Below are 21914 nucleotides of genomic sequence, written 5' to 3'. Positions count from 1 at the left end.
GGCCTCAGTTCCCCTGCCCGTTGGCGCGCCGCGGATGCACGCGGCGCGGCGCGCGCACGCAGCGTCCCTGCGCATCGAACAGATACAGCTGCGACGGGTCGAGCCGCAGCGTCACCGTCTCGCCCAGCGCCAACTCCAGCACGCCCGGCACCTGGGCGACCAGGTTGCCGACCGCGGTGTCGACGTGCACGAAGGTATCGGAGCCCGACAGCTCGGCCAGCGCCACCCGTCCCGGCAGCGGCACGCCCTCCCGCGCGCGCGGTACGCCGACCGCGAGCTCGTCGTGCCGGTCCGATACGCCATCGAGCCACAGCGTGCCGGCGCGCACGCCGACAGTGACAGGGCCGGCATAGCCTTGCAGCGCATCGCGGGCACCATCGACGGCGTTGTCGATGGCGCTGTCATCCGGGCGCAGCACCACCTCGATGCCGTCGGGCAGATGCACGGCGCCATCGCGCCATTCGCCGGCGATCAGGTTCATCGGGGGATCGCTGAAGGCGCGCGCCACGCGCAGCGAGTCGGGGTAATGGAAGACTTCGGCCGTCGGCCCGTATTGCAGCAGCTCGCCGGCATCAAGCACCGCGGTATGGCCGCCGAGCAGCAATGCCTCGCCGGGCTCGGTGGTCGCGTAGATCACGGTGGCGTCGCCCTGCGCGAACAGCTGGGCGAGCTCCTCGCGCAGTTCCTCCCGCAGCTTGTAGTCGAGATTGACCAGCGGCTCGTCCAGCAACATCAGCGGCGCGCCCTTGGCCAGCGCCCGCGCCAGCGCGACGCGCTGCTGCTGGCCGCCGGAGAGCTCGGCCGGATGGCGCTCGAGCAGATGTTCGATATGCAGCCGCGCCGCCAGCGTCCGCACCTGCCGGTCGATATCGGCGGCGCCGCGCAGCCGCAGCGGCGAGGCGATGTTGTCGAACACCGTCAGCGACGGGTAGTTGATGAACTGCTGGTAGACCATCGACACATTGCGCTGGCGTACCGGCATGCCCGTCACGTCGGCATCGTCGACCAGCACGCGGCCGGCGCTGGGACGGTCGAGCCCGGCCATCACCCGCATCAGCGACGTCTTGCCGGCCTGGGTCGCGCCGAGCAGGATCGTCACCGCGCCCGGGACCGGGGCCAGCGACATCGGATAGAGATGGACCTGCGAACCTGCCTGCTGCGCGATGCCTTCCAGTCTGAGCTGCATCCGGTCTCCGTCAGGGTTCTTGCCCTGCGCGCGGCATGGTTCGGCCCGAAGGAAGGTCGCGCGGTCAGCGGACACAGGGCGGGACGCGAAAAGGGACTCCGGCGCGCATCGATGGCTTGCTTGCTCGTTTTAGTAAAGAAGCGAACAAAAAACAATAGTGCAATGCGTCATTTGTTTTCGTTTTTGTTTGAACTAGAATCCCGGCATGACGCTCAATCCCCGCCAGACCGCTCTTCTGGAAGAAGTCCGCAGCCAGGGCTTCGCCTCCATCGAAGAGCTAGCACGCAAGTTCGGCGTGACCCTGCAAACGGTCCGGCGCGACGTCAATCTGCTGGCGGAGAACGGCATGCTGGCGCGCTTTCACGGCGGCGTGCGGATGGATGGCTCGACCACCGAGAACATCGCCTATCGCCAGCGCCAGCTGCTCAATGCCGAGGGCAAGGCGCGCATCGCGCGCGCGGTGGCCGCCGCGGTGCCCGAGGGCTGTTCGCTGATCCTGAACATCGGCACCACGATCGAGGAGATCGCCCGCGCGCTGGTCCATCATCGCGGCCTGCGCGTGATCACCAACAATCTGCACGTCGCCAACATCCTGGCCGACAACCAGGACTGCGAGGTGATCGTGGCCGGCGGCGTGCTGCGTTCGCGCGACCGCGGCATCGTCGGCGAGGCCACGGTCGAGTTCATCGGCCAGTTCAAGGTCGACATCGGCCTGATCGGCATCTCGGGGATCGAGGCCGACGGCACGCTGCGCGATTACGATTTCCGCGAGGTCAAGGTGGCGCGCACGATCATCGAGCATTCGCGCGAGGTCTGGCTGGCCGCCGATGCAACCAAATTCAACCGGCAGGCGATGGTCGAGCTGGCGCACCTGTCGCAGATCGACCGGCTCTTCACCGACGAGCCGTTGCGGGCGCCGTTCGAGCAGATCGTCGCGGACAGCGGAGTGAAGTGTGTGGTGGCGGGAGACTAAGGGGCGGAGCTGCCCTCTCCCCTACCCCTCTCCCGCAGGCGGGAGAGGGCATGTCGGTGTGCGCGCGCTGCCGGCCTTCTCCACATCCAGCGCGGGCGGTCGAGAGGCAGTCGGTCTGCGGGTACTGACGGTGCTCTCCCCTCTCCCGCGCGCGGGAGAGGGGCGGGGGAGAGGGCAACCGCGGCAACAGCGGTCCTTACTTGAAAACGACCGTCTTGTGCCCGTTCAGCAGGATGCGATGTTCCGCATGCCACTTGACCGCGCGGGCCAGTGCCACGCATTCGACGTCGCGGCCGACCGCGGTCAGCTGGTCCGGGTCCATGCTGTGGTCCACGCGTTCGATCTCCTGCTCGATGATCGGGCCTTCGTCGAGGTCGGCGGTCACATAGTGGGCCGTCGCGCCGATCAGCTTGACGCCGCGATCGTGCGCCTGGTAGTAGGGCTTGGCGCCCTTGAAGCTCGGCAGGAACGAATGGTGGATATTGATCGCGCGGCCCTCCAGCTTGCGGCACAGGTCGTTCGACAGCACCTGCATATAGCGCGCCAGCACGACCAGGTCGATCTTCTGGTCCTGCACCACCTCGAACACCTTGGCCTCCTGCGCGGCCTTCTGCTCGGCCGACGCGTTCATCAGAGGCAGATGGAAGAACGGAATGTCGTACGACGCGGCCAGCTGGTAGAAATCGCGGTGGTTCGACACGATCGCCGCGATCTCGACCGGCAGCTGCCCGCTCTTGGCGCGGAACAGCAGATCGTTCAGGCAATGGCCGATGCGCGACACCATGATCATCACGCGCGGCTTGATCGCGGCATCGAACAGCTCCCACTGCATCGAGAACTGCTCGCCGACCGGCGCAAACGCGCTCTTGAGCGCGCCGAGCTCCGGACCGCCCGGGGCCGCGGTGAAATGCACGCGCATGAAGAAGCGACCGGTGTACTCGTCACCGTACTGGTCCGAATCGACGATATTGCAGCCGTGCTGGAACAGCAGTCCCGAAACGGCATGCACGATGCCCGGCTGATCGGGGCACGAAATGGTCAGAATAAAGCCTGGATTGCTCATCGTTGGGGTTCTCTGGAGGGGGCGCGCCCGGCGGACCGGCCGCCTTACGGGGCCCCATACGGCGCGCCGTACGGGGCCCGGTACAGCGCGGCCGCGCTAGTCGGCGAAGCCCGGTACCGGCGGCGCCCAACCGCGCCGGCGCAGCGCACAGAGCGTCACCAGCGTGGCATCGAGCGTCATCGCGCCATCCGCCATGATAGCAAGCGCGGCGTCCGGGCCGACCCGCCGGTGCTCGGCGACCTCACCGTCGCGGTTGTGCGGCACGAAGTCGGCGGGCAGTTCCAGGTCGTACAGATAGACCGTTTCCCACTGCACGCCCTCGTCGATTTCGCGCAGCACCTGCACCGTGCCGTGGGCCTGCGCCTGGGCCGCCAGCCACGGGGGAATGCCGGACTCCTCGTCGCATTCGCGCACCAGCGTGGCCAGCGGATCGCTGCCGTGCGGCATGCCGCCGGCGACCAGGTTGTCCCACATGCCGGGATCGACCGCCTTGCTGTCGCTTCGCCGGGCGATCCACAGCGCGCGCTGGCCGGCCACGATGCCGTTCATGTGCGAGGCGAACGTCAGCAGACCGAAATAGCGCGCGGCCGCGCGTTCGATCGTCGCCAGGGCCGGATGATCCAGCGCCGGCGTGACGGCGAACGCCTCATCGCGCCAGCCGCGCAGCAGGTTGTGCGCGGCCAGTCGGCGGGCCAGCGTGGCCAGCGCCGCGGTACGCGCGTCGAAACCATGGATCCGCGGCAACAGCACGACCGTGTCGTCGGCTTCCGTGCCCAGCACGGCGAAGCCGATGCCCTCGGTCCCTTCCAGCTCGCGCAGCGTCTGCGCATGCCGGCGCGGCAGCCAGCCGACCTGCAGGCCGTCGACGGTCAATCGCAGATGCTGGGCGGGATCGAAGCGCGAGCGCGCGCCGAGGCTGGCGGCCACGTTGGCGGCCAGGTTGGCGGCAATGCGTTGTGCAAGGTCGTGGGAAGGGGACATCGACATATTGGCGCCCGCCAGGGGCGTTCTTCTTTCGGCTCCGCCGTACGCAACCGCGGAACCACGGAATCATTGAAATCAGCAGGATGGCAGCCATGACCGACAGCACGACGCCAGCGCGCGCCGAATACATCCTGGCGCTCGACCAGGGCACCAGCAGTTCGCGTGCGATCCTGTTCGATCATGCCGGCAATGTGGTGCGGATCGCCCAGCGCGAATTCCGGCAATATTACCCGCAGCCCGGCCATGTCGAGCACGACCCCTACGAGATCTGGCAATCGCAGCTGGCCGTCGCGCACGAGGTGCTGAACGGCGCCGGCGTGTCCGCGCGCCAGATCCGCGCGATCGGCATCACCAACCAGCGCGAGACCGCGGTGCTGTGGGATCGCTGCACCGGCGAGCCGGTCGGCCGCGCGCTCGTCTGGCAGGACCGCCGTACCGCACCGATGTGCGAGGCGCTGCAGCGCGACGGCCATGGGGAGCGCTTCCGCGCCAAGACCGGTCTGGTCATCGAGGCCTATTTTTCCGGCACCAAGCTGCGCTGGATGCTCGACCACTACGACGGTGCGCGCGAACGCGCGGCGCGCGGCGAGCTCGCCTTCGGCACGGTCGACAGCTGGCTGATCTGGCAGCTGACCGATGGCGCGCGCCATGTGACCGACGTCTCCAACGCGTCGCGTACGATGCTGTTCAACATCCACGAGTTTCGCTGGGACGACGAGCTGCTGGCGCTGCTCGACATTCCACGCAGCCTGCTGCCCGAGGTTGTGCCATCCAGCGGCGAGGTCGCGCGAACCGCGGCACGCGTGTTCGGCGCCGAGCTGCCGATCGCCGGCATCGCGGGTGACCAGCAGGCGGCGACGTTCGGCCAGGCCTGCCTGTCGCCCGGCATGGCGAAGAACACCTACGGCACCGGCTGCTTCCTGCTGATGAACACCGGTTCGGCGCCGGTGGTCTCGCAGAACCGGCTGCTGACGACGATCGGCTGGCAGCTCGGTTCGCATGCCGGCGATAGCGGCAAAGCCACCACCCAGTATTGCCTCGAAGGCGGCGTCTTCATGGGCGGCGCGACGATCCAGTGGCTGCGCGACGGCCTGCAGATCATCCAGAGCGCGCCCGAGGTCGAGCCGCTGGCGCGGCAATGCGACGACACCGGCGGCGTGGTGCTGGTCCCCGCCTTCGCCGGGCTCGGCGCACCGCACTGGGACGCATTTGCGCGCGGCACGCTGATCGGCATCACGCGCGGCACGGGCCGCCCGCAGATCGCGCGCGCGGCGCTCGAGGCGATCGCGCTGCAGAGCGTCGACGTGCTGGACGCGATGCAGAAGGATGCCGGCATCGCGCTGGCCGAGCTGCGCGTCGATGGCGGCGCCTCGCGCAGCGACCTGCTGATGCAGATGCAGGCCGATCTGCTCGGCACCGCGGTCGTGCGCCCGCGCGTCACCGAAACCACGGCGCTGGGCGCCGCCTACCTGGCGGGCCTGGCCAGCGGCTTCTGGCGCGATCAACAGGAACTGGCCAGCCAATGGCAGATCGAACAGCGCTTCGAGCCGCGGCTGTCGGCCGATGCGCGCGCCAGCCAGCTTGCGCGCTGGCATCGCGCGGTGGAGCGCGCGCGGGACTGGGCGCGCGACGGGGCGCGCGACGATGCGGCGCCGGCCAATGCGGCATCGGCCAATGCCCCGTCGGCCAGTTGAGCCCGCGCCCTCGAACCGTCTTACCCACCGATCCGATTCGCACCGCTTTCCTTGCCATGCAGACACCCAACCCTACCCTGCCCCCGGATCGCGCGGCGCTGCTCGCCACGCTGGAGCGCGAGCGCCGCTGGGACGTGATCGTGATCGGGGGCGGCGCGACCGGACTCGGCACCGCTGTCGATGCCGCCTCGCGCGGCTACCGCACGCTGCTGCTGGAGGCCGCCGACTTCGCCAAGGGCACCTCGAGCAAGGCCACCAAGCTGGTGCACGGCGGCGTGCGTTACCTGGCCCAGGGCAATATCGGGCTGGTGCGCGAGGCGCTGCAGGAGCGCGGCATGCTGGCCCGCAACGCGCCGCACCTGGTGTGGCCGCTGGGCTTCGTGGTGCCCGCCTATCAGCTGTTCGACCAGCCCTTCTACGGCATCGGCCTGAAGGTCTACGACATGCTGGCCGGCAGCCGCAATCTGATGGACAGCCGCTGGCTCAACCACCAGCAGGCACTGGACGCGGCGCCGACGCTGGCCGAGCATGTCGGCGGCCGGCCGCTGCGCGGCGCGAACCTGTATTTCGACGGCCAGTTCGACGACGCGCGCCTCGCGATCGCGCTGATGCGCACGCTGTTCGATCTGGGCGGTGTCGCGCTGAACTATGCCCGCGTGACCGGTCTCGTGATGCAGGCGGGCCTGGTCGGCGGCGTCACGGTGCGCGACGAGCTCGGCGATGCCGAACTGACGCTGCATGCCGAATGCGTGATCAATGCCACCGGCGTCTGGGTCGACGCGGTAAGGCGCATGGAGGACGAGCGCGCGCAGATGATGGTCGCGCCCAGCCAGGGCGTACACCTGACGCTGCCGCGCAGCTTCCTGCCCGGCGATCGCGCGATCCTGGTGCCCAAGACCGACGACGGCCGCGTGCTCTTCCTGGTGCCCTGGAACGGCCACACGATCGTCGGCACCACCGACACGCCGCGCCGTGACCTGCCGCTGGAGCCACGCGCCGAGGACGACGACGTCGACTTCATCCTGGAGACCGCGGCGCGCTATCTGTCGCGCGATCCCACCCGCGACGATGTCACCAGCGTCTGGGCCGGCTTGCGCCCGCTAGTCAAGGCGACCGGCGAAAACTCGACCGCCTCGCTGTCGCGCGAGCACACGATCGTGGTCTCGAAGGCGGGCCTGATCACCGTGACCGGCGGCAAATGGACCACCTACCGCAAGATGGCCGAGGATGTCATCGACACCGCGATTCGGCGCCAGATGCTGCGCGCCGCGCCCTGCGTGACCGCCGACCTGCCGCTGCATGGCGCGGGCGCATGGGCCGGCCAGCAGGCCAACCTGAACGCGCCGGACCGCTACTATGGCGGCGATCTGGGCCTGCTGCGCAGCCTGCCCGGCGCGGACAACGTGATCGCGCCCGAATCCGGCCTGACCGAGGCCCATGTCCGTTTCGCCGCCCGCTATGAACTGGCGCGCAAGGTCGAGGACGTGGTCGCGCGCCGCAACCGCCTGCTGTTCCTCGACGCGCGCGCGGCCGACGCGGTGGCTCCGCGCGTGGCCGCGATCCTCGCGGAAGAACTGGGCCACGACGCCGCCTGGCAACAAGCCGAGGTGGACAGCCTGCGCGGCCTCGCGGCAAGCTATCGTCTCGATGCCGGCGCGCGACGTTGAGCGTCACGCGCGGGCGCGCCTCCTGATCGATTGCACCTGGACCGTCTCCCCGCAGGAACCCACCGACATGGTCAAGCCCCTCCCCTTTCGCCGCGCCGCGCTGATGGCCTGCGCCGCGCTGCTCGCGGCCGCCTCGTTCACCGCGCCGGCACAGGCCCGCCCCGGCATCGACGGCGTGCGCTTCGACCCACCGATCACCGTGCATTACCGCTGCGACGACGACAAACGGCTGACCGCGCGCTATTTCAACAGCGCCGATAACCAGATCGCGATCCTGCGGCTCGACGGCAAGCCGCTGCTGTTCGTCACCGTCCTCAGCGCGTCCGGGGCACGCTACGCGCATGGCCAGCACGTCTGGTGGACCAAGGGCGACGAGGCCATGCTGCAGGACGCCACGCAGGGCGAAAACGCGCCGCCGGTCTACGCGAACTGCCGCGCGCAACGATAGGCGCGCCGCGCCAGTCCGCGAGGGATTGGTGAATGGTGGGCGGGACCATGGTGTCCGAGCGATAATGCGGGTCATCGAATCAGGGAGAACACCATGGACGAGATAGACGATCTGTCCGATCTGCCGATGCCCCGCTTCATCTGGGGCTTCGCCATCGCCACCGGCAAGGGGGGCGAAGTGATGCACGACGAATTCGAGTATCTGACCCATACCCGCAGCCCGCGCTTCACCTGCCGCGTGGTCGAGCTGGAGGACATGCCGACCGAGAGCGACGACTCCGACATCGACGGCCGCATCGTCCACTACGACGATCCCGCGCGCCTGTTCTACATCACCGATGCAGGCATGGCGCTGGTCAATTTCGAGCTGTTCGACAAGTTGCCGGACCGCCAGAAGCTGAAGAAGGTCTGCGACGAGGCCATCCGCAACTGGATGATCCGGCGCGACTTCCTCGACAGCGAGGATGACGAGGATTGAGCGGGCACGGTGCGCATTGATGCAGCGCACCGATATGCAGCCCCCATGCGGGCAGCCCGTCGGACAGCCGGTCGGCCCAGTCCTACAAGCCTAGCGGAGGGGTCCCGACAGTAGGCCCCGGCCGCGCTCCCTATAGTGAAGCCATGGAGTTCACGACAAGGAGCGAAACCATGCCTTATATCCTCGCCTGGTTGCTGGGTGTACCCGCCTTCGTGCTGGTCCTGATCTGGCTGTTCGCGCACTGATCCCTGGGCATGGCCGGCGGCTTCCGCGACGGTCCGCGCGACCCTCTCGCCGTCGGCCATGCCCCAATGTGGCAACGATCCAACGTCCGCCCCCAAGGCGGACGTTTTTGTTGCGCCCGCGGTCTGCGCGAGCGGACGGCGTGCGACATTGGTGTAGACTCCGCCCGACAAGGCGCATCGTATTGCACAGAGCGCCGCCCCCGCCGCAGCTACCGAGGGGAACCTGGCCAGACGGACGCACAGCGGGCGTTCACCGTTTATTTGGCATTGATGACGAGGATCGATTCGACTGTCGCCACGCCGCGCCGGCGTGGCGCCATGCTGACCACGGCATGGCTTCTGGCCGCGATGGCACTGCCGCCGGCCCACTCCCAACCCGCCTCCCCGAATTCTGCAGTCGAAGGCCCGAGCAGCAATGGCGGCGCCACGCCCGGCGTCAGCGCGCCGGCCGCTGCCGCGTCCGCGCCGGCCGGCACGGCGGCCCGCCGCCAGGTGCTGACGGTCGCCGAAATGGGCGCCTATGGCCCGATCGCGCTGCGCGGTCTCGATCCCGAACGCGTGCTCAATGTCGGCATCCGTGCGGACGAGGTCGTCACCAGCGCCACGCTGCGGCTGCACTACACCTACTCGCCCTCGCTGATCTATCCGCTGTCGCATCTGAAGATCAAGCTGAACGACGAGGTCGTCGCCACGTTGCCGCTCGAGGCGAATCGCGCGGGCCAGCAGGTCACACGCGACATTCCGCTCGAGCCGCGGCTGTTTACCGACTTCAATCGGCTGGCGATCGAATTCATCGGCCACTACACGGTGGACCACTGCGAGGACGCCGCGCATTCGGCGCTGTGGACGGATATCAGCGCCAACAGCGCGCTGACGCTGACCACCGCCGCGCTGCGGCTGCCGGACAATCTGGCGCTGCTGCCGCTGCCTTTCTTCGATCGCCGCGACAATCGCCGCGTCACCGTGCCGTTCGTGCTCGCGGAGAACGCCGACATGGCGACGCTGCGCGCGGCCGGCGTGGTGGCGTCGTGGCTGGGCGCGCTGGCCGACTATCGCGGCGCGCGCTTCCCGGTGGCGCGCAGTGCGCCGGCCGGCCAGCACGCGATCATGCTGACGTTGCCCGGCCCCGCCGCCGCCGCGCTGGGACTGCGCGAGATCGCCGGCCCGACGGTCACGGTGATGCCCAATCCGAACAGTCCCGACCACAAGCTGCTGGTGGTCGCCGGCCGCAATGCCGAGGAGCTGACGACCGCGGCCAACGCGCTGGTGCTCGGCAAGGCCGCGATGTCGGGCCGCCAGGCGTCGATCCAGAGCGTCGACCTGGGCCCGCCGCGCGCCCCCTATGACGCGCCGAACTGGGCGCCGGTCGATCGTCCGGTGCTGTTCCGCGAGCTCGTCACCGATCCGCAGCAGCTGCAGGTGTCGGGCAACGACCCGCAGGCGATCCGCGTCAACCTGCGCGTGCCGGCCGACCTGTACGGCTGGAACCAGCGCAGCGTGCCGCTGAACCTCAAATACCGCTATACCGCGCCGTCGACCTACAACGACTCGGTGCTGAACGTCGATATCAACGAGCAGCTGGTGCGCTCGTATCGCTTGCGGCCGCTGTCGGGCAGCGACGACGAGAATCTGGTCAGCGTGCCGCTGCTGTCGGGCAGCGACGCGGTGGTCTCCAACGCGATCCGCGTGCCGGCCTTCCGCGTCGGCAGCGACAACCAGATGCAGTTCCGCTTCCATCTGGACTCGCAGAAGACCGGCCTGTGCGCGTCGACGCCGGCAAAGGTCGCACGCGCGGCGATCGATCCGGACTCGACCATCGACTTCAGCGGCTTCGCGCACTATGCCGCGATGCCGAACCTGGCCTTCTTCGCCAACAGCGGTTATCCGTTCACGCGGCTGGCCGATCTGGCCGACACCGCGGTGGTGCTGCCAGACGCGCCGCGCGCGATCGACCAGGAAGCCCTGCTGACGCTGCTCGGCCATATGGGCCGCTGGACCGGGCTGCCGGCGCTGCGCGTCACGGTGGTGCCTGCCAGGGACGTCGAATCGGTCGGCCAGCGCAATCTGCTGATCGTCGGCAACGGCAGCGCCGGCGAACTGCTGGCGCGCTGGGGCAAGTCGCTGCCGCTGATGATCGCGCGCGGCAAGACCGAGATGGCGCTGCGCGACCAGCGCGCCAGCGCATGGTCGAACTGGCTCAGCGACAGCGAACCGGAGGCGATGACGCCGGCAGGGCGCGCAATCCTGTCGGCCGGCGGTCCGCTGGCCGCGCTGGTCGGCTTCGAATCGCCTTTTCGCGAACGGCACAGCGTGGTCGCGGTGACCGCGACCGAGGCCGACCGGCTCGGCGATGTGCTCGATGCCCTCGACGATCCGGCCAAGGTCGCGCAGATCCGCGGCGACCTGACCGTGGTGCGTGCGAAGGAAGTCGAAGGCCTGCGGCTCGGCGAGCGCTATTTCGTCGGCGATTTCCCCTGGTATGCGCGGGTCTGGGTGCGGGTGTCCTCGCACCCGGTCTTCCTCGGCATCGCCGGCATTCTGGCCGGCCTCGCGGTGGCGCTGAGCGCGTTCTGGGCGCTGTCCCGGCTGGCCGCGCGGCGCAACGGGGGCTGAGATGGCGAGGTTCGCGATGGCGGGGTTCGCGATGGCTGCGTGCCTGCGCGGCAACCTCCGCCGGCTCGCGGTGGCTTCGCGCGCGCTGCTCGGCGCGGCGCTGCTGACGGCGTCGCTCAGCTGTGCCGCGGCCTCCTGCCCCTGGCCCGCCTGGGACAGCTTCAAGCGCGACACGGTCAGCGCCGACGGCCGCGTGATCGACGCCAGCACGCCGCAGCAGACCACGGTGTCCGAGGGACAGGCCTATGCGCTGTTCTTCGCGCTGGTCGCCAACGACCGGCCAACGTTCGAGCGGCTGCTGGCCTGGACCGAGAACAACCTGGCCGAAGGCGACCTCGCTTCGCGCCTGCCTGCGTGGATCTGGGGCAAGCGCGAGGCGGCCGGCGGCAAGCCGGAAAGCTGGGGTGTGCTCGACAGCAACCCCGCCTCCGACGCCGATTTGTGGATCGCCTACGCGCTGCTCGAGGCCGGCCGGCTCTGGCAGGAGCGCCGCTACACCGCGCTCGGCACCGTGATCGCGCGCCAGGTGCTGCAGCGTGAAAGCGCGCTGCTGCCGGGGCTGGGCCGCACGCTGCTGCCCGGCCCGGTGGGCTTTCATCCTTCGCCGACGCTGTGGCGGCTCAATCCGAGCTATGTGCCGCCGCAGCTGATGCGCCGCTTCGCCACGCTGTGGCCGCAACAGCCGGAATGGGCGCAGCTGCTGTCCAGTTCGGCGCGTCTGCTGCTCGATACCGCGCCGCGCGGCTTTTCGCCGGACTGGGTCGAATATCACGGCGGCGCCAAACCGGGCTTCCGTCCGGACCAGCAGACGCAGGCGGAAGGCGCCTACAACGCGATCCGCGTCTATCTGTGGGCCGGCATGCTGTCGCCGCAGGACCCCTTGCGCGCGCCGCTGCTGAAGACCTATCGGCCGATGGCGGACTACACCATCGCACAGGGACACCCGCCCGAACGCGTCGATACGCGCTCCGGCTCCGTCGGGCCGAACTCCGGCAATGCTGGCTTTTCCGCCGCGGTCGCGCCGTATCTGGCCGCGCTCGGCGAAGCTGGCGCCGCGCAGCGGCAGGTGGAGCGGATGCGCAAGCTGGCCGCCGAACAGCCGCTGGGCTACTACAGCCAGGTGCTGGCGCTGTTCGCGCTCGGCCATCTCGATGGCCTGTACCGTTTCGAAGCCGATGGCGCGCTGACGCCGGCCTGGACCGCGACATGCCCCGCTCGCCGCTGATTCCCGCCGCCGCGGTGCTGCTCGTTCCCGCGCTGCCGGCCACCGCGCAGACCGCCGCTGCGCCCGCCGTCGCCCCCTCCATCAACGCGGAGCTGGCGCGCCTGCTGTCGTCGGCGCGCATGTGGGAGGCCAAGAACCGCGCCGATCTGGCGCGCGGCGCGCTCGACAAGATCCTGACGATCGAGCCGCAGCAGCCCGATGCGCTGCTATTGCTGGCGCAGATCGAGCTGCGTTCGAACCGCCCTGCCGAAGCACAACGGATCCTGCAGCGCCTGCGCCAGCACCATCCGAAGCACCCGGCCACGCGCGAGCTCGAGGACAGCTATCGCATCGCCACGCAGGACAAGCGCGAAATGGCAACGGTGCGCATGCTCGCGCGCGGCGGCAACGAGAAGGAAGCGCTCGAACGCCTGCAGAAGCTGTTTCCCGACGGGCCGCCGCAGGGCGAGCTGGGAATCGACTACTACCGCATCCTGGCCGGCACCGACGCGGGCCGTCCGCGCGCGATCGCGGAACTGCGCCGGCAGTTGGCGCAGCGGCCAGACGACGCCCGCCTCGCGCTGGTGCTGGGCGACCTGCTGACCGACCGCCCCGCCACGCGCGCCGAAGGCCTCGGCCTGCTGTACCGGCTGAGCCAGCGCACCGACGCCGACCGCAAGACCGCGCTCGATATCTGGCGCCGCACGCTGTATCGCGTCAGCGACGATCCGGCTTACGCGGTCTGGTTCGAGCGTTATCTGCAGGAAGTGCCCGACGACGACATCGCGCGGCAGACGCTGGCCGAGCTCGACCGCAAGCGCGAAGCGCATCGGCGCATGCTGGCCGATCCCGCCTACCAGGCACGCCAGCGGGGCCTGCGGCAGCTCGAGCGCGGCAATCTTGCCGAAGCGCAGGCGGCTTTCGAGCAGGCGATGCGCACGCGCGGCAACGATGCCGAGGTGGTCGGCGGCCTCGGGCTGGTGCGGCTGCGCGAGGGCCGGCACGACGAGGCGCGCGCCCTGTTTTCGCGCGCGCTGCAGCTCGATCCCGAGCAGCGCAACAAATGGCGCAGCCTGCTGGACACCGCGACCTTCTGGGGCACCATCGCCCGTGCGCGGCTGGCCGGCACGCAGGGCAAGCCCGGCGAAGCCGAAACGCTGGCCCGACAGGCGCTGGCGCGCCAACCGGACAACGCCGATGCGCTGGTGATCCTGGCCGACGCGCTGGTCGCGCAGCAGCGTGAGGCCGAGGCCGAGACGCTGCTGCGCCAGCAGCTCGCCGGCCGCATGCCCGACCCCGGCGCGCTGCGCCGGCTGGTGACGCTGCTGCAGAACAACGGCCGCGTGGCCGAGATCGATCCACTGCTGGCCGCCACCGAGGCGCGCCTGCAGACATCGCCCGCGAATGCGCAGACGCTGCGCCAACTGCGCGCCGAGCTGCTGACGCGGCAGGCCGACCAGCTGCTGGCCGAGCGCCGCGCGAGCCCGGCCATCGCCCGACTCGAGGAAGCGCTGCGGCTGACCCCCGACGCACCGTGGACACGCTACACGCTGGCACGGGCCTATCGCGATCTCGGGCTGCCGGCGCTGGGCCGCGAGACCATGGACGAAGGCCTGCGCCTCGCGCCGAACGCCGACATGCGCTATGCGTGCGCGTTGTACCTGAATTCCGTCGACGACCCGGATGCCGCGGCCGCGCTGCTCGCGCAGATTCCGGAAGCGGAGCGCACCGAAGGCATGCGCGAGCTCGGCGGCAATCTGCGCGCGCAGCTGCTGCTGCGGCAGGGCCGCCTGGCGCTGGCCGCCGGCCGGCACGACGAGGCCCGCGCGCTGCTGCGGCAGGCCGCGGACGCGACGCAGGCGGATCCGCAGATGCTGGCCACCGTCGGCCGCGAAGCGATCGCGCTCGGCGAGTCCGACTATGGGCTCGGGCTGGTGCAGCAGTGGCTGGCCGCCCATCCCGACGATCCGGCGATCGGCGTGCGGCTGCGCTACGGCGAACTGCTCGCCGCCGCCGGGCGCGACGAGGCGCTGCGTGCCTGGCTCGACGACCTGCGGGATCGCGACATGCAAAGCCGCGGCCAACGCGGCGCCTTCGAGCCCGCGCAGCGCGCCGCGCTCGACGACCAGGCGCTGCGGCTCGCGCTGCGCGATACCGACCGCCGTCTCGATGACGACGATCCTGCCGGGGCGCTGCGCGTATTGGCGGCGGTGCCGGCCGAGCAACAGCAGGACCCCCGCTGGTCGCTGGCGCTGGCCGACGTGCGCGAGCGCCAGGGCGATCTCGACGGCGCCGCTGCGGCCGCCCGCACGGTGCTGGCACGGAACCCCGACGATGCCGCCGCGCGGCTGACGCTGGCGCGGCTGGCCGAGCGCGCGGGACGCAACGACGAGGCGCTGCGCATCGTGCGCGACGTGCTGGCCGGCGCGGCGAACGACGATATCGACACGCGGCTCTCGGCAGCGCGGCGGCTGACGGCGCTGCGCCGCGACGATGAAGCGGCCGCGGTGGTCGACCCCCTGCGCCAGCGCTATCCCGAGCGCGCGGATATCGTCGTGCAGCAGGGACGGATCGCGCAGTCCGGGGGCCGCTTCGACGACGCGGCCTCGCTGTACCGGCAAGCCCGCACGCTCGAGCAGGCCGAAGCCGCGGCCCCCGCGGCCGGCGGCACCGCCGCGCAGCGCGCGCTGCAGGACCTCGATGCGCGCCGCGACGGCCAGGTCGCCACCGCCACGCTGTTCTCGCGCAAGTCCGGCGACAGCGGCATCTCGGAACTGAGTGCGACCGAAATCCCGCTGTACGTGCGGATGCCGCATGGCTACACCGGCCACGTGTTCTTCCACGCCGACACCGTGCTGCTCGATGCCGGCACGCTGCGCATGGACGCCAGCGGCGCCGAAGAGTTCGGCCAGATCGCCGCGCGCGGCAGCGCCGGCATCGCGCCGCGCGGGCAAAGCGACAAGGGCGTGGCACTGGCCGCCGGCTATGCGTACAACGGCGCCTACGACAGTTGGCGCGCCGACCTCGGCACGACGCCGCTCGGCTTCCTGCAGCAGTCCGTGGTCGGCGGCTTGCGCTATCGCGCCGAACTGAACCGCGCCTCGGCCACCATCGACGTATCGCGCCGCGCGGTGACCAGCAGCCTGATTTCCTACGCGGGCGCGATCGATCCGGCCAGCGGCGAACGCTGGGGCGGCGTGGTGCGCAACGGCATCACGCTCGGCTATTCGCGCGATGTCGGCCGCGGCAGCCTGTTCGCCACCGTCGGCGCCGGCGTGCTGACCGGGCATAACGTCCGCACCAATCGCGAGTTGACGGTACGCGCCGGCTTCGACTGGCCGCTGCTGCAGGCGCGCAACCAGCGCGTGACCAGCGGCCTGGTGGTCAATTACTGGCGCTATCAGGAAAACCTGCGCTACTACACCTTCGGCCATGGCGGCTATTACAGCCCGCAGCGCTATCTGTCGCTGTCGGTGCCGCTCGAATGGACCGGGCGGCGCGGCGCCTGGTCGTGGCGGCTGGGCGGCTCGGCCGGCTGGTCGGATACCTACGAGAAGGACATGCCGTTCTATCCGACCCGGCCGGACCTGCAGGCCCTGGCTGGCAATCGGTCGTTCCGCGGCGGCAGCGGCGGCGGCTTCAGCTATACCGCGCTGGCCGCGGTCGAATATCGCTTCGCGCCGAAGTGGGTCGCCGGCATGGCGCTGCAGATCGACCGTTCGCGCGACTACGCGCCCAATCGCGCGATCGCCTATCTGCGCTATCACTTCGAACCGCAACGCGGACCGGTGCCCTTCCCGCCCGAGCCGGTGCGGCCGTATTCCTCGTACTAGATCGGATCGACGCATCATGAACCCATCGACGAGGCCCGCTGCTACCTCCCTGACCCCGGACTCCGCTGCATCGACCGCGCCCGCGCCGCCGCGCTCGGCGCTGTTCGCGCGGCTGCAGGCACGTCCCGCGCTGGCGATCGACGGCCTGCCGGCCGAATTGGCCACGCTGGCGCCTGGCCATGCGCATATCGTCTATGCCGCGCCGTCGCCGGCGCGCGATGCGCTGTTCTGGCAGACCGCCGCCACCGCGCTGCGCGGTCCGGCCACGGTGCTGTCCGCCCGTCCGGCCGACGGCATCGCGCAGGCGCTGCGCGAACACGGGCTCGATATCGACGTCGGCGGCGCGCTGCATCATCGCGCCAATCTGTGCGGGCTGCGCGTGGACGAGCGCGGCGCCGACATCGACACGCTGATCGATGCGCTGCAGGCCCTGGCCGACCAATGCGCGGCCCGCCACAGCGTGGTGATGGTCGAGGGCGCCGAAGCGTGCTTTTCGTGGGACGACGGCGCGCGCCTGTCGCGCGAAGGCGCGCGGCTGGCGGCGTGGTGCGTGCGCGAACGGCTGTCGCTGCTGCTGGTGCTCGCCCCGCCGACCGACGATATCGACGAGACCCGGCGGCCCGCCGATCTGGGCAGCCTGCACGCGCGCTTTGCCGGCGCCGCGCATCTGGCGCAGGTGCAGGGCCAGTTCACCTGGGAGGTCGCGTTCTGGCGCGATCGCGAGGCGGTGCTCGCCAGCCGCTCGCTGCCGCTGCGCTTCGCCGCCGACGAGCACCGGCTGATGGTCAGCGGCGCCGGCGCGGAAGGCGAAGGCGGCGATGCCGCGGCGGCCGGCCTGCTGGCGCCCGACGAACACCGCGTGATCGTCTGCCGCGATGCGGTCGCGCACGAGCGCTGGGTGCCCGAGTCCTGGCAGCTGGTCGACAGCAACGAGGCCGCGGTGGCGAGCGCCAGCGGCGCGGTGGCGGCGACCGTGCTGCTGCACTACCACGGCAACCGCGCCTTCGAGACGCTGGCCGAACAGGTGCACCGGCTGCGGCGCACGCGCGGCAGCGCGCTGAAGATCGTGGTGCGCGAGGACCAGGAGGCGATGCGGCAGCACTACGAGTTGCTGCTGCTCAATCTGGGCGCCAATCTGGTGGTCGCGCGGCGCACACCGTTTGCGCGTGTCCAGGCGATGCTCGAAGGCGTGCAGGGCCAGGTGTTCTCGCGCCCGCTGCCGGCGGACTACCGCACCGCGCTATCGGCGGTGCTGACCGGCTCGGCGATCGGCTATGTGCCGCCGGCCGAGTTCATCGACACGGTGCGCGGCGCGGTCGAACAGGGCCGCACGATCCGGCTGCCGCATGTGCTGTTGCGCCTCACGTTGCTGCCGGAGGTCGCGCATATCGACGCGCTGCGCGCCTGCCGGATGAACCGCACCGGCGATATCTGCAGCGCGGACGGCGACAGCGTCTATGTGTTCTTCTTCGCCTGCCGGCTCGACGACGCCGACGCGGTCTGCCGGCGCGTGTTCCAGCGGCCGCTGGAGGCGCTGTTCTCGGGCGAGCTGCGCTGCGGCGACGCGCCGACCATCGAGGCCGCGCTGAACGCGTTCGCGCAGCAGGCGCAGGAGCAAGCGCTGCCCGATTACAGCGGCTCGCTGCAGGCGCGCGAGCAAGCGAACGGACAGGCGAACGATCAGGCGGCGGAAGCCGAGGCGGAACGCTCGCCGACGTCGTCGATGCCGGTAGACGAAGCCGCGCCCGCGCCGGCCGCTGTTCCGTCCTCCGGACGCGCCAGGCCCGCACTGCCGCTGCTGTCTCCATTGGACGTACTGCGGCCGCCCGCATCGGCTCACGGCGCCTCGCACCCCAAACCCCGCACCGCGCCGACGCCGGCCGCGGTGCCGCTCAAAGCCAGGGAATAGCCTCGCCATGCGCATCTTTATCGGATATTTCATCTGGGGCCTGATCCTGGCCGCGCCCGTCGCCTGGCTGATCTGGAAGCTGGACCTGATGCGCGCGATGCCGCGCTGGTTCCAGCCCAGGCAGCGCCGCGCGGTGCGGCTGCCACCCCAGCTCGAAGGCATCGTGATCCGCGGCAAGCGGTGGCAGGCGCCGAAGGACGGCACGCGATGAAGACGATCGCCATCGTCGCGCCGGTCGGCGGCACCGGCCGCAGCACGATGACCGCCGCGCTCGCCTCGCTGCTGGCCGGGCGCGGACATGCCGTGCTGGCGCTCGAGTGCGATCCGCGCAATCTGCTGGGGCTGCATTTCGGCCTGCGCGAGCCCGTCGAACGCGGGCTGGTCGACGCGGCCTTGCGACCCTCGGCGAGCGACTGGGCCACAGCGGCGCTGCGCAGCGACGACGACGTGCTGCTGCTGCCGTGGGGTCAGGCCGATGGTGTGCATGGCGGCGCCGATCGCAATGACGGTGGCGCCAATGCCGACGCCGACGCCGACGCCGAGGCCGCCGCCACGCGATGCCTGCTCGAGCGGCCGCACTGGCTGCGCACGCTGCTGGCGCAGGTCGACCTGCCAGACGACGGCATCGTGCTGATCGACACGCCGGCCTGGCCCGCCCCGCATGCCGCGCAGGCGCTTGCCGCCGCCGATCTGGCGCTGGTGCTGGCGCCGCCCGAGCCGGAAGTCTGCGCCACGCTGCCGAGACTGCAGCACGCGCTGGAACGGATCGGCCTGCCCTATCGCGTGGTCGCAACGCGGGTCCAGCCGGCGCGCCAGCTGCATGGCGATGTGCTGGCGCTGCTGCGCACCCGGCTGCGCGAGCGGCTGCTGCCCTATCAGGTCCATCTGGATCACGGCCTGCCCGAAGCGCTGGCGCGCGGCGAGAACTTCTGCCGCGCGATGCCGCATTCGCAGGCCGCGCACGATCTGCAGGGCATCGCGGCCTGGCTGTCGCAATGGATCGCGGCCGCGACCGGCGCCGCGCAACACGCAGGGGCGCGCGGATGATTCTCGGCGTGCTGCTCGAGCTGACCTTGCGGCTGCGTGCCGCGCTGGCCCAAGGACTGGATCTTGGCGAGCAGCCCGCGCGCGGCGACTGGCTGGTGCGCCTGTTCTTCCGCCCGGCGCGCCCCGGCAAGCGCGATTGGCCGGCCGAGTTCGCGGCCTGGCTGTCGCAGCGCGGTGCCGAGCGTCTTGGCATCGATCCGCGGCACAGCCTGCCGCGCCGCGTATGGCGGCTGTTCGTGCGGCCGCCTCGCGCGCGCCGGCGCCTGGCCGCGCCGACGCGCCGGCGCAGCGTACCGGACCAGGCGCCGCCGCAATCGGCGCTGCGCCGCTGGCTCGACCATCGGCTCGAACCAGCCTATCGCTACGTCGCGCGCAAGCGGCGCCGGCTCGCGGCGCGGCTGCCGCGGGTCGACTGGATGCGCGCCGGCAGCGGCCTGGCCCGCGTGGCCGCACTGGTGCACCGCGTGCGGGGCCTCGCGCCCACGCTGCTGGTGCTGGCCGCGCTGACCGGCCTGGTGTTGTGCACCACGCCGCTGCCGCTGGGCGGACAGCTGACGGTGTTCGCGCTGGTCTGGATCGCGGTGATGGTGCTGCGCAAGATCCCGGGGCGCTTCCCCACGCTGACGATGATGGCGCTGTCGCTGCTGATGACGCTGCGCTATATCTGGTGGCGCGCCACCGAGACGCTGGACCTTGCCACGCCGATGGAGGTCACCATCGGCTATCTGCTGTTTGCCGCGGAAGCCTATACCTGGCTGGTGCTGATCCTCGGCTATGTGCAGACCGCGTGGCCGCTGTCGCGCCGGCCCAAGCCGATGCCGGCCGACCCCACGCAATGGCCGACGGTCGACGTCTATATCCCGACCTACAACGAGCCGCTGTCGGTCGTGCAGCCGACCGTCTACGCCGCGCGCAGCCTCGACTGGCCCAGCGGCAAGCTGAACATCTACCTGCTCGACGACGGCCGCCGCCCGCAGATGCAGGCCTTCGCCGAGCAGGCCGGCGTGCATTACCTGACGCGCAGCGACAATCGCCACGCCAAGGCCGGCAACATCAACCATGCGCTGTCGGTGACGCAGGGCGACTACATCGCGATCTTCGATTGCGACCACATCCCGACCCGCTCCTTCCTGCAGATGACGATGGGCGAGTTCATCGCCGATCCGCGCTGCGCGATGGTGCAGACGCCCCACCACTTCTTCTCGCCCGACCCGTTCGAGCGCAACTTCGATACCTTCCGCCGCGTGCCGAACGAGGGCAGCCTGTTCTACGGGCTGATCCAGGACGGCAACGACCTGTGGAACGCCGCGTTCTTCTGCGGCTCGTGCGCGGTGATCAAGCGCGCGCCGCTGGCCGAGATCGGCGGCATCGCGGTCGAGACCGTGACCGAGGACGCGCACACCGCACTCAAGCTGCACCGCCGCGGCTACAACACCGCCTATCTGCGCACGGTGCAGGCCGCGGGCCTGGCCACCGAAAGCCTTGCCAGCCATATCGGCCAGCGGATCCGCTGGGCGCGCGGCATGGCGCAGATCTTCCGCATCGACAATCCGCTGTTCGGCAAGGGGCTCAAGCTGTTCCAGCGGCTGTGCTATTCGAACGCGATGCTGCATTTCTTCTACGGCATCCCGCGGCTGATCTTCCTGACGATGCCGCTCGCCTATCTGGTGTTCGGCATGCACGTGATCAACACCTCCGCGGCGATGATTGCGGCCTACGTGCTGCCCTACCTCGTGATCGCCAACATCACCAACTCCCGCATCCAGGGCAAGTACCGCCATTCGTTCTGGGCCGAGGTCTACGAATCGGTGCTGGCGTGGTACATCGTGCTGCCGACCACGATGGCCTTCATCAACCCGCGGCTGGGCAAGTTCAACGTGACGGCCAAGGGCGGCCGGATCGAGGACGACTATCTGGACTGGACGATCTCCAAGCCCTATCTGCTGCTGCTCGCGCTGAACGTGGCCGGCCTCGGCATGGGCGTGGGCCGGCTGCTGATGGGCACCACCACCGAACCCGGCACCGTGGTGATGAACATGGTCTGGGCCAGCGTCAACCTGCTGATGCTGGGCGCCGCGATCGGCGTCGCCAAGGAAGCGCGCCAAGTACGCGTGTCGCACCGGATTCCAATGCGCGTGCCGGCCACGCTGCTGCTGCCGGACGGCACCACGCTGGCCTGCAAGACCGAGAACTATTCGCTGGGCGGCCTGGGCCTGCTGCTGCCGATCGACGTGGCGCTCAGCGAGGGCGACCGCGTCGGCGTCTGCCTGTCGCGCGGCGCGCGCGAATATCACTTCGCCGCGACGGTGGCGCGCAACGTCAACCGCCACCTCGGCGTGCGGATGCAGGACCTGAGCCCGGAAGCCGAGACACAGCTGATCCAGTGCACCTTCGGCCGTGCCGATGCCTGGATCGACTGGCTCGACGACCAGCCGCGCGATGCGCCGCTGCGCGGGCTCAAGGAGGTCATCGAGATGGGCTATCAGGGCTTCCTGCGGCTGTACGATGCTGCGCTCGACATGCTCGAGGCCGCGCTGGCGCGGCGGCGAACGCGCCAGTCCTGAGCCGGCC

General features: G+C 70.3%; 15 protein-coding genes. 12 read left to right on the top strand and 3 right to left on the bottom strand.

What is annotated here, in order from left to right:
• Nucleotides 1–4: 4 nt before the first annotated feature.
• Complete coding sequence (locus M1D55_RS14905) at nucleotides 5–1186, bottom strand: ABC transporter ATP-binding protein (protein WP_456282490.1); 1182 nt, start codon at nucleotides 1184–1186, stop codon at nucleotides 5–7.
• 205 nt (nucleotides 1187–1391) lie between these two features.
• Here M1D55_RS14905 and M1D55_RS14900 point away from each other — a divergent pair, with 205 nt between their 5' ends.
• The gene (locus tag M1D55_RS14900; RefSeq protein WP_456282489.1) at nucleotides 1392–2159 is read left to right on the top strand and encodes a DeoR/GlpR family DNA-binding transcription regulator; all 768 of its coding nucleotides are present in this window, start codon (nucleotides 1392–1394) and stop codon (nucleotides 2157–2159) included.
• A 196-nt stretch (nucleotides 2160–2355) separates the two neighbouring features.
• Here the strand turns inward: M1D55_RS14900 and purU are convergent, their stop codons facing one another.
• Nucleotides 2356–3222 carry a formyltetrahydrofolate deformylase gene (gene purU, locus M1D55_RS14895; protein ID WP_006577300.1) on the bottom strand — a complete coding sequence of 289 codons (867 nt, stop codon included), beginning with the start codon at nucleotides 3220–3222 and terminating at the stop codon, nucleotides 2356–2358.
• A 96-nt stretch (nucleotides 3223–3318) separates the two neighbouring features.
• Nucleotides 3319–4203 carry a DUF4743 domain-containing protein gene (locus M1D55_RS14890; protein WP_456282488.1) on the bottom strand — a complete coding sequence of 295 codons (885 nt, stop codon included), beginning with the start codon at nucleotides 4201–4203 and terminating at the stop codon, nucleotides 3319–3321.
• A 95-nt stretch (nucleotides 4204–4298) separates the two neighbouring features.
• Here M1D55_RS14890 and glpK point away from each other — a divergent pair, with 95 nt between their 5' ends.
• From glpK to bcsA, 11 genes are all read left to right on the top strand, one after another.
• Nucleotides 4299–5900 carry a glycerol kinase GlpK gene (glpK, locus tag M1D55_RS14885; protein WP_456282487.1) on the top strand — a complete coding sequence of 534 codons (1602 nt, stop codon included), beginning with the start codon at nucleotides 4299–4301 and terminating at the stop codon, nucleotides 5898–5900.
• A gap of 56 nt (nucleotides 5901–5956) precedes the next feature.
• Nucleotides 5957–7567, top strand: a complete 1611-nt coding sequence (locus tag M1D55_RS14880) for a glycerol-3-phosphate dehydrogenase/oxidase (protein WP_456282486.1) — start codon at nucleotides 5957–5959, stop codon at nucleotides 7565–7567.
• Between the two features lie 67 nt (nucleotides 7568–7634).
• The gene (locus tag M1D55_RS14875) at nucleotides 7635–8015 is read left to right on the top strand and encodes an MliC family protein (RefSeq protein WP_456282485.1); all 381 of its coding nucleotides are present in this window, start codon (nucleotides 7635–7637) and stop codon (nucleotides 8013–8015) included.
• Between the two features lie 93 nt (nucleotides 8016–8108).
• The gene (locus M1D55_RS14870) at nucleotides 8109–8492 is read left to right on the top strand and encodes a hypothetical protein (RefSeq protein ID WP_006577295.1); all 384 of its coding nucleotides are present in this window, start codon (nucleotides 8109–8111) and stop codon (nucleotides 8490–8492) included.
• A gap of 563 nt (nucleotides 8493–9055) precedes the next feature.
• A complete protein-coding gene (gene bcsB / locus M1D55_RS14865) occupies nucleotides 9056–11350 on the top strand; it encodes a cellulose biosynthesis cyclic di-GMP-binding regulatory protein BcsB (protein WP_456282484.1) in 2295 nt (764 codons plus the stop codon).
• Nucleotides 11351–11381: 31 nt separating this feature from the next.
• Nucleotides 11382–12575 carry a cellulose synthase complex periplasmic endoglucanase BcsZ gene (gene bcsZ, locus M1D55_RS14860; RefSeq protein WP_456282483.1) on the top strand — a complete coding sequence of 398 codons (1194 nt, stop codon included), beginning with the start codon at nucleotides 11382–11384 and terminating at the stop codon, nucleotides 12573–12575.
• Nucleotides 12557–16387: a cellulose synthase subunit BcsC-related outer membrane protein gene (locus M1D55_RS14855; RefSeq protein WP_456282482.1), complete on the top strand. Its 3831-nt coding sequence runs from the start codon at nucleotides 12557–12559 to the stop codon at nucleotides 16385–16387. The genes bcsZ and M1D55_RS14855 overlap by 19 nt, the downstream gene beginning before the upstream one ends.
• Nucleotides 16388–16403: 16 nt before the next feature.
• A complete protein-coding gene (gene bcsE / locus M1D55_RS14850) occupies nucleotides 16404–18296 on the top strand; it encodes a cellulose biosynthesis protein BcsE (RefSeq protein ID WP_456282481.1) in 1893 nt (630 codons plus the stop codon).
• A 7-nt stretch (nucleotides 18297–18303) separates the two neighbouring features.
• Entirely contained in the window at nucleotides 18304–18507 is a 204-nt protein-coding gene (locus M1D55_RS14845; RefSeq protein ID WP_456282480.1) for a hypothetical protein, read from the top strand.
• Nucleotides 18504–19343, top strand: a complete 840-nt coding sequence (bcsQ, locus tag M1D55_RS14840; protein WP_456282479.1) for a cellulose biosynthesis protein BcsQ — start codon at nucleotides 18504–18506, stop codon at nucleotides 19341–19343. Before M1D55_RS14845 ends, bcsQ begins: the two co-directional genes overlap by 4 nt.
• On the top strand, nucleotides 19340–21907 hold the full coding sequence (bcsA, locus tag M1D55_RS14835) for a UDP-forming cellulose synthase catalytic subunit (RefSeq protein ID WP_456282478.1): 2568 nt from the start codon (nucleotides 19340–19342) through the stop codon (nucleotides 21905–21907). Before bcsQ ends, bcsA begins: the two co-directional genes overlap by 4 nt.
• Nucleotides 21908–21914 lie beyond the last annotated feature (7 nt).

It is taken from the genome of Cupriavidus sp. JZ107 (assembly GCF_053903255.1).
This window is presented reverse-complemented; position numbering and strand designations above follow the sequence as displayed.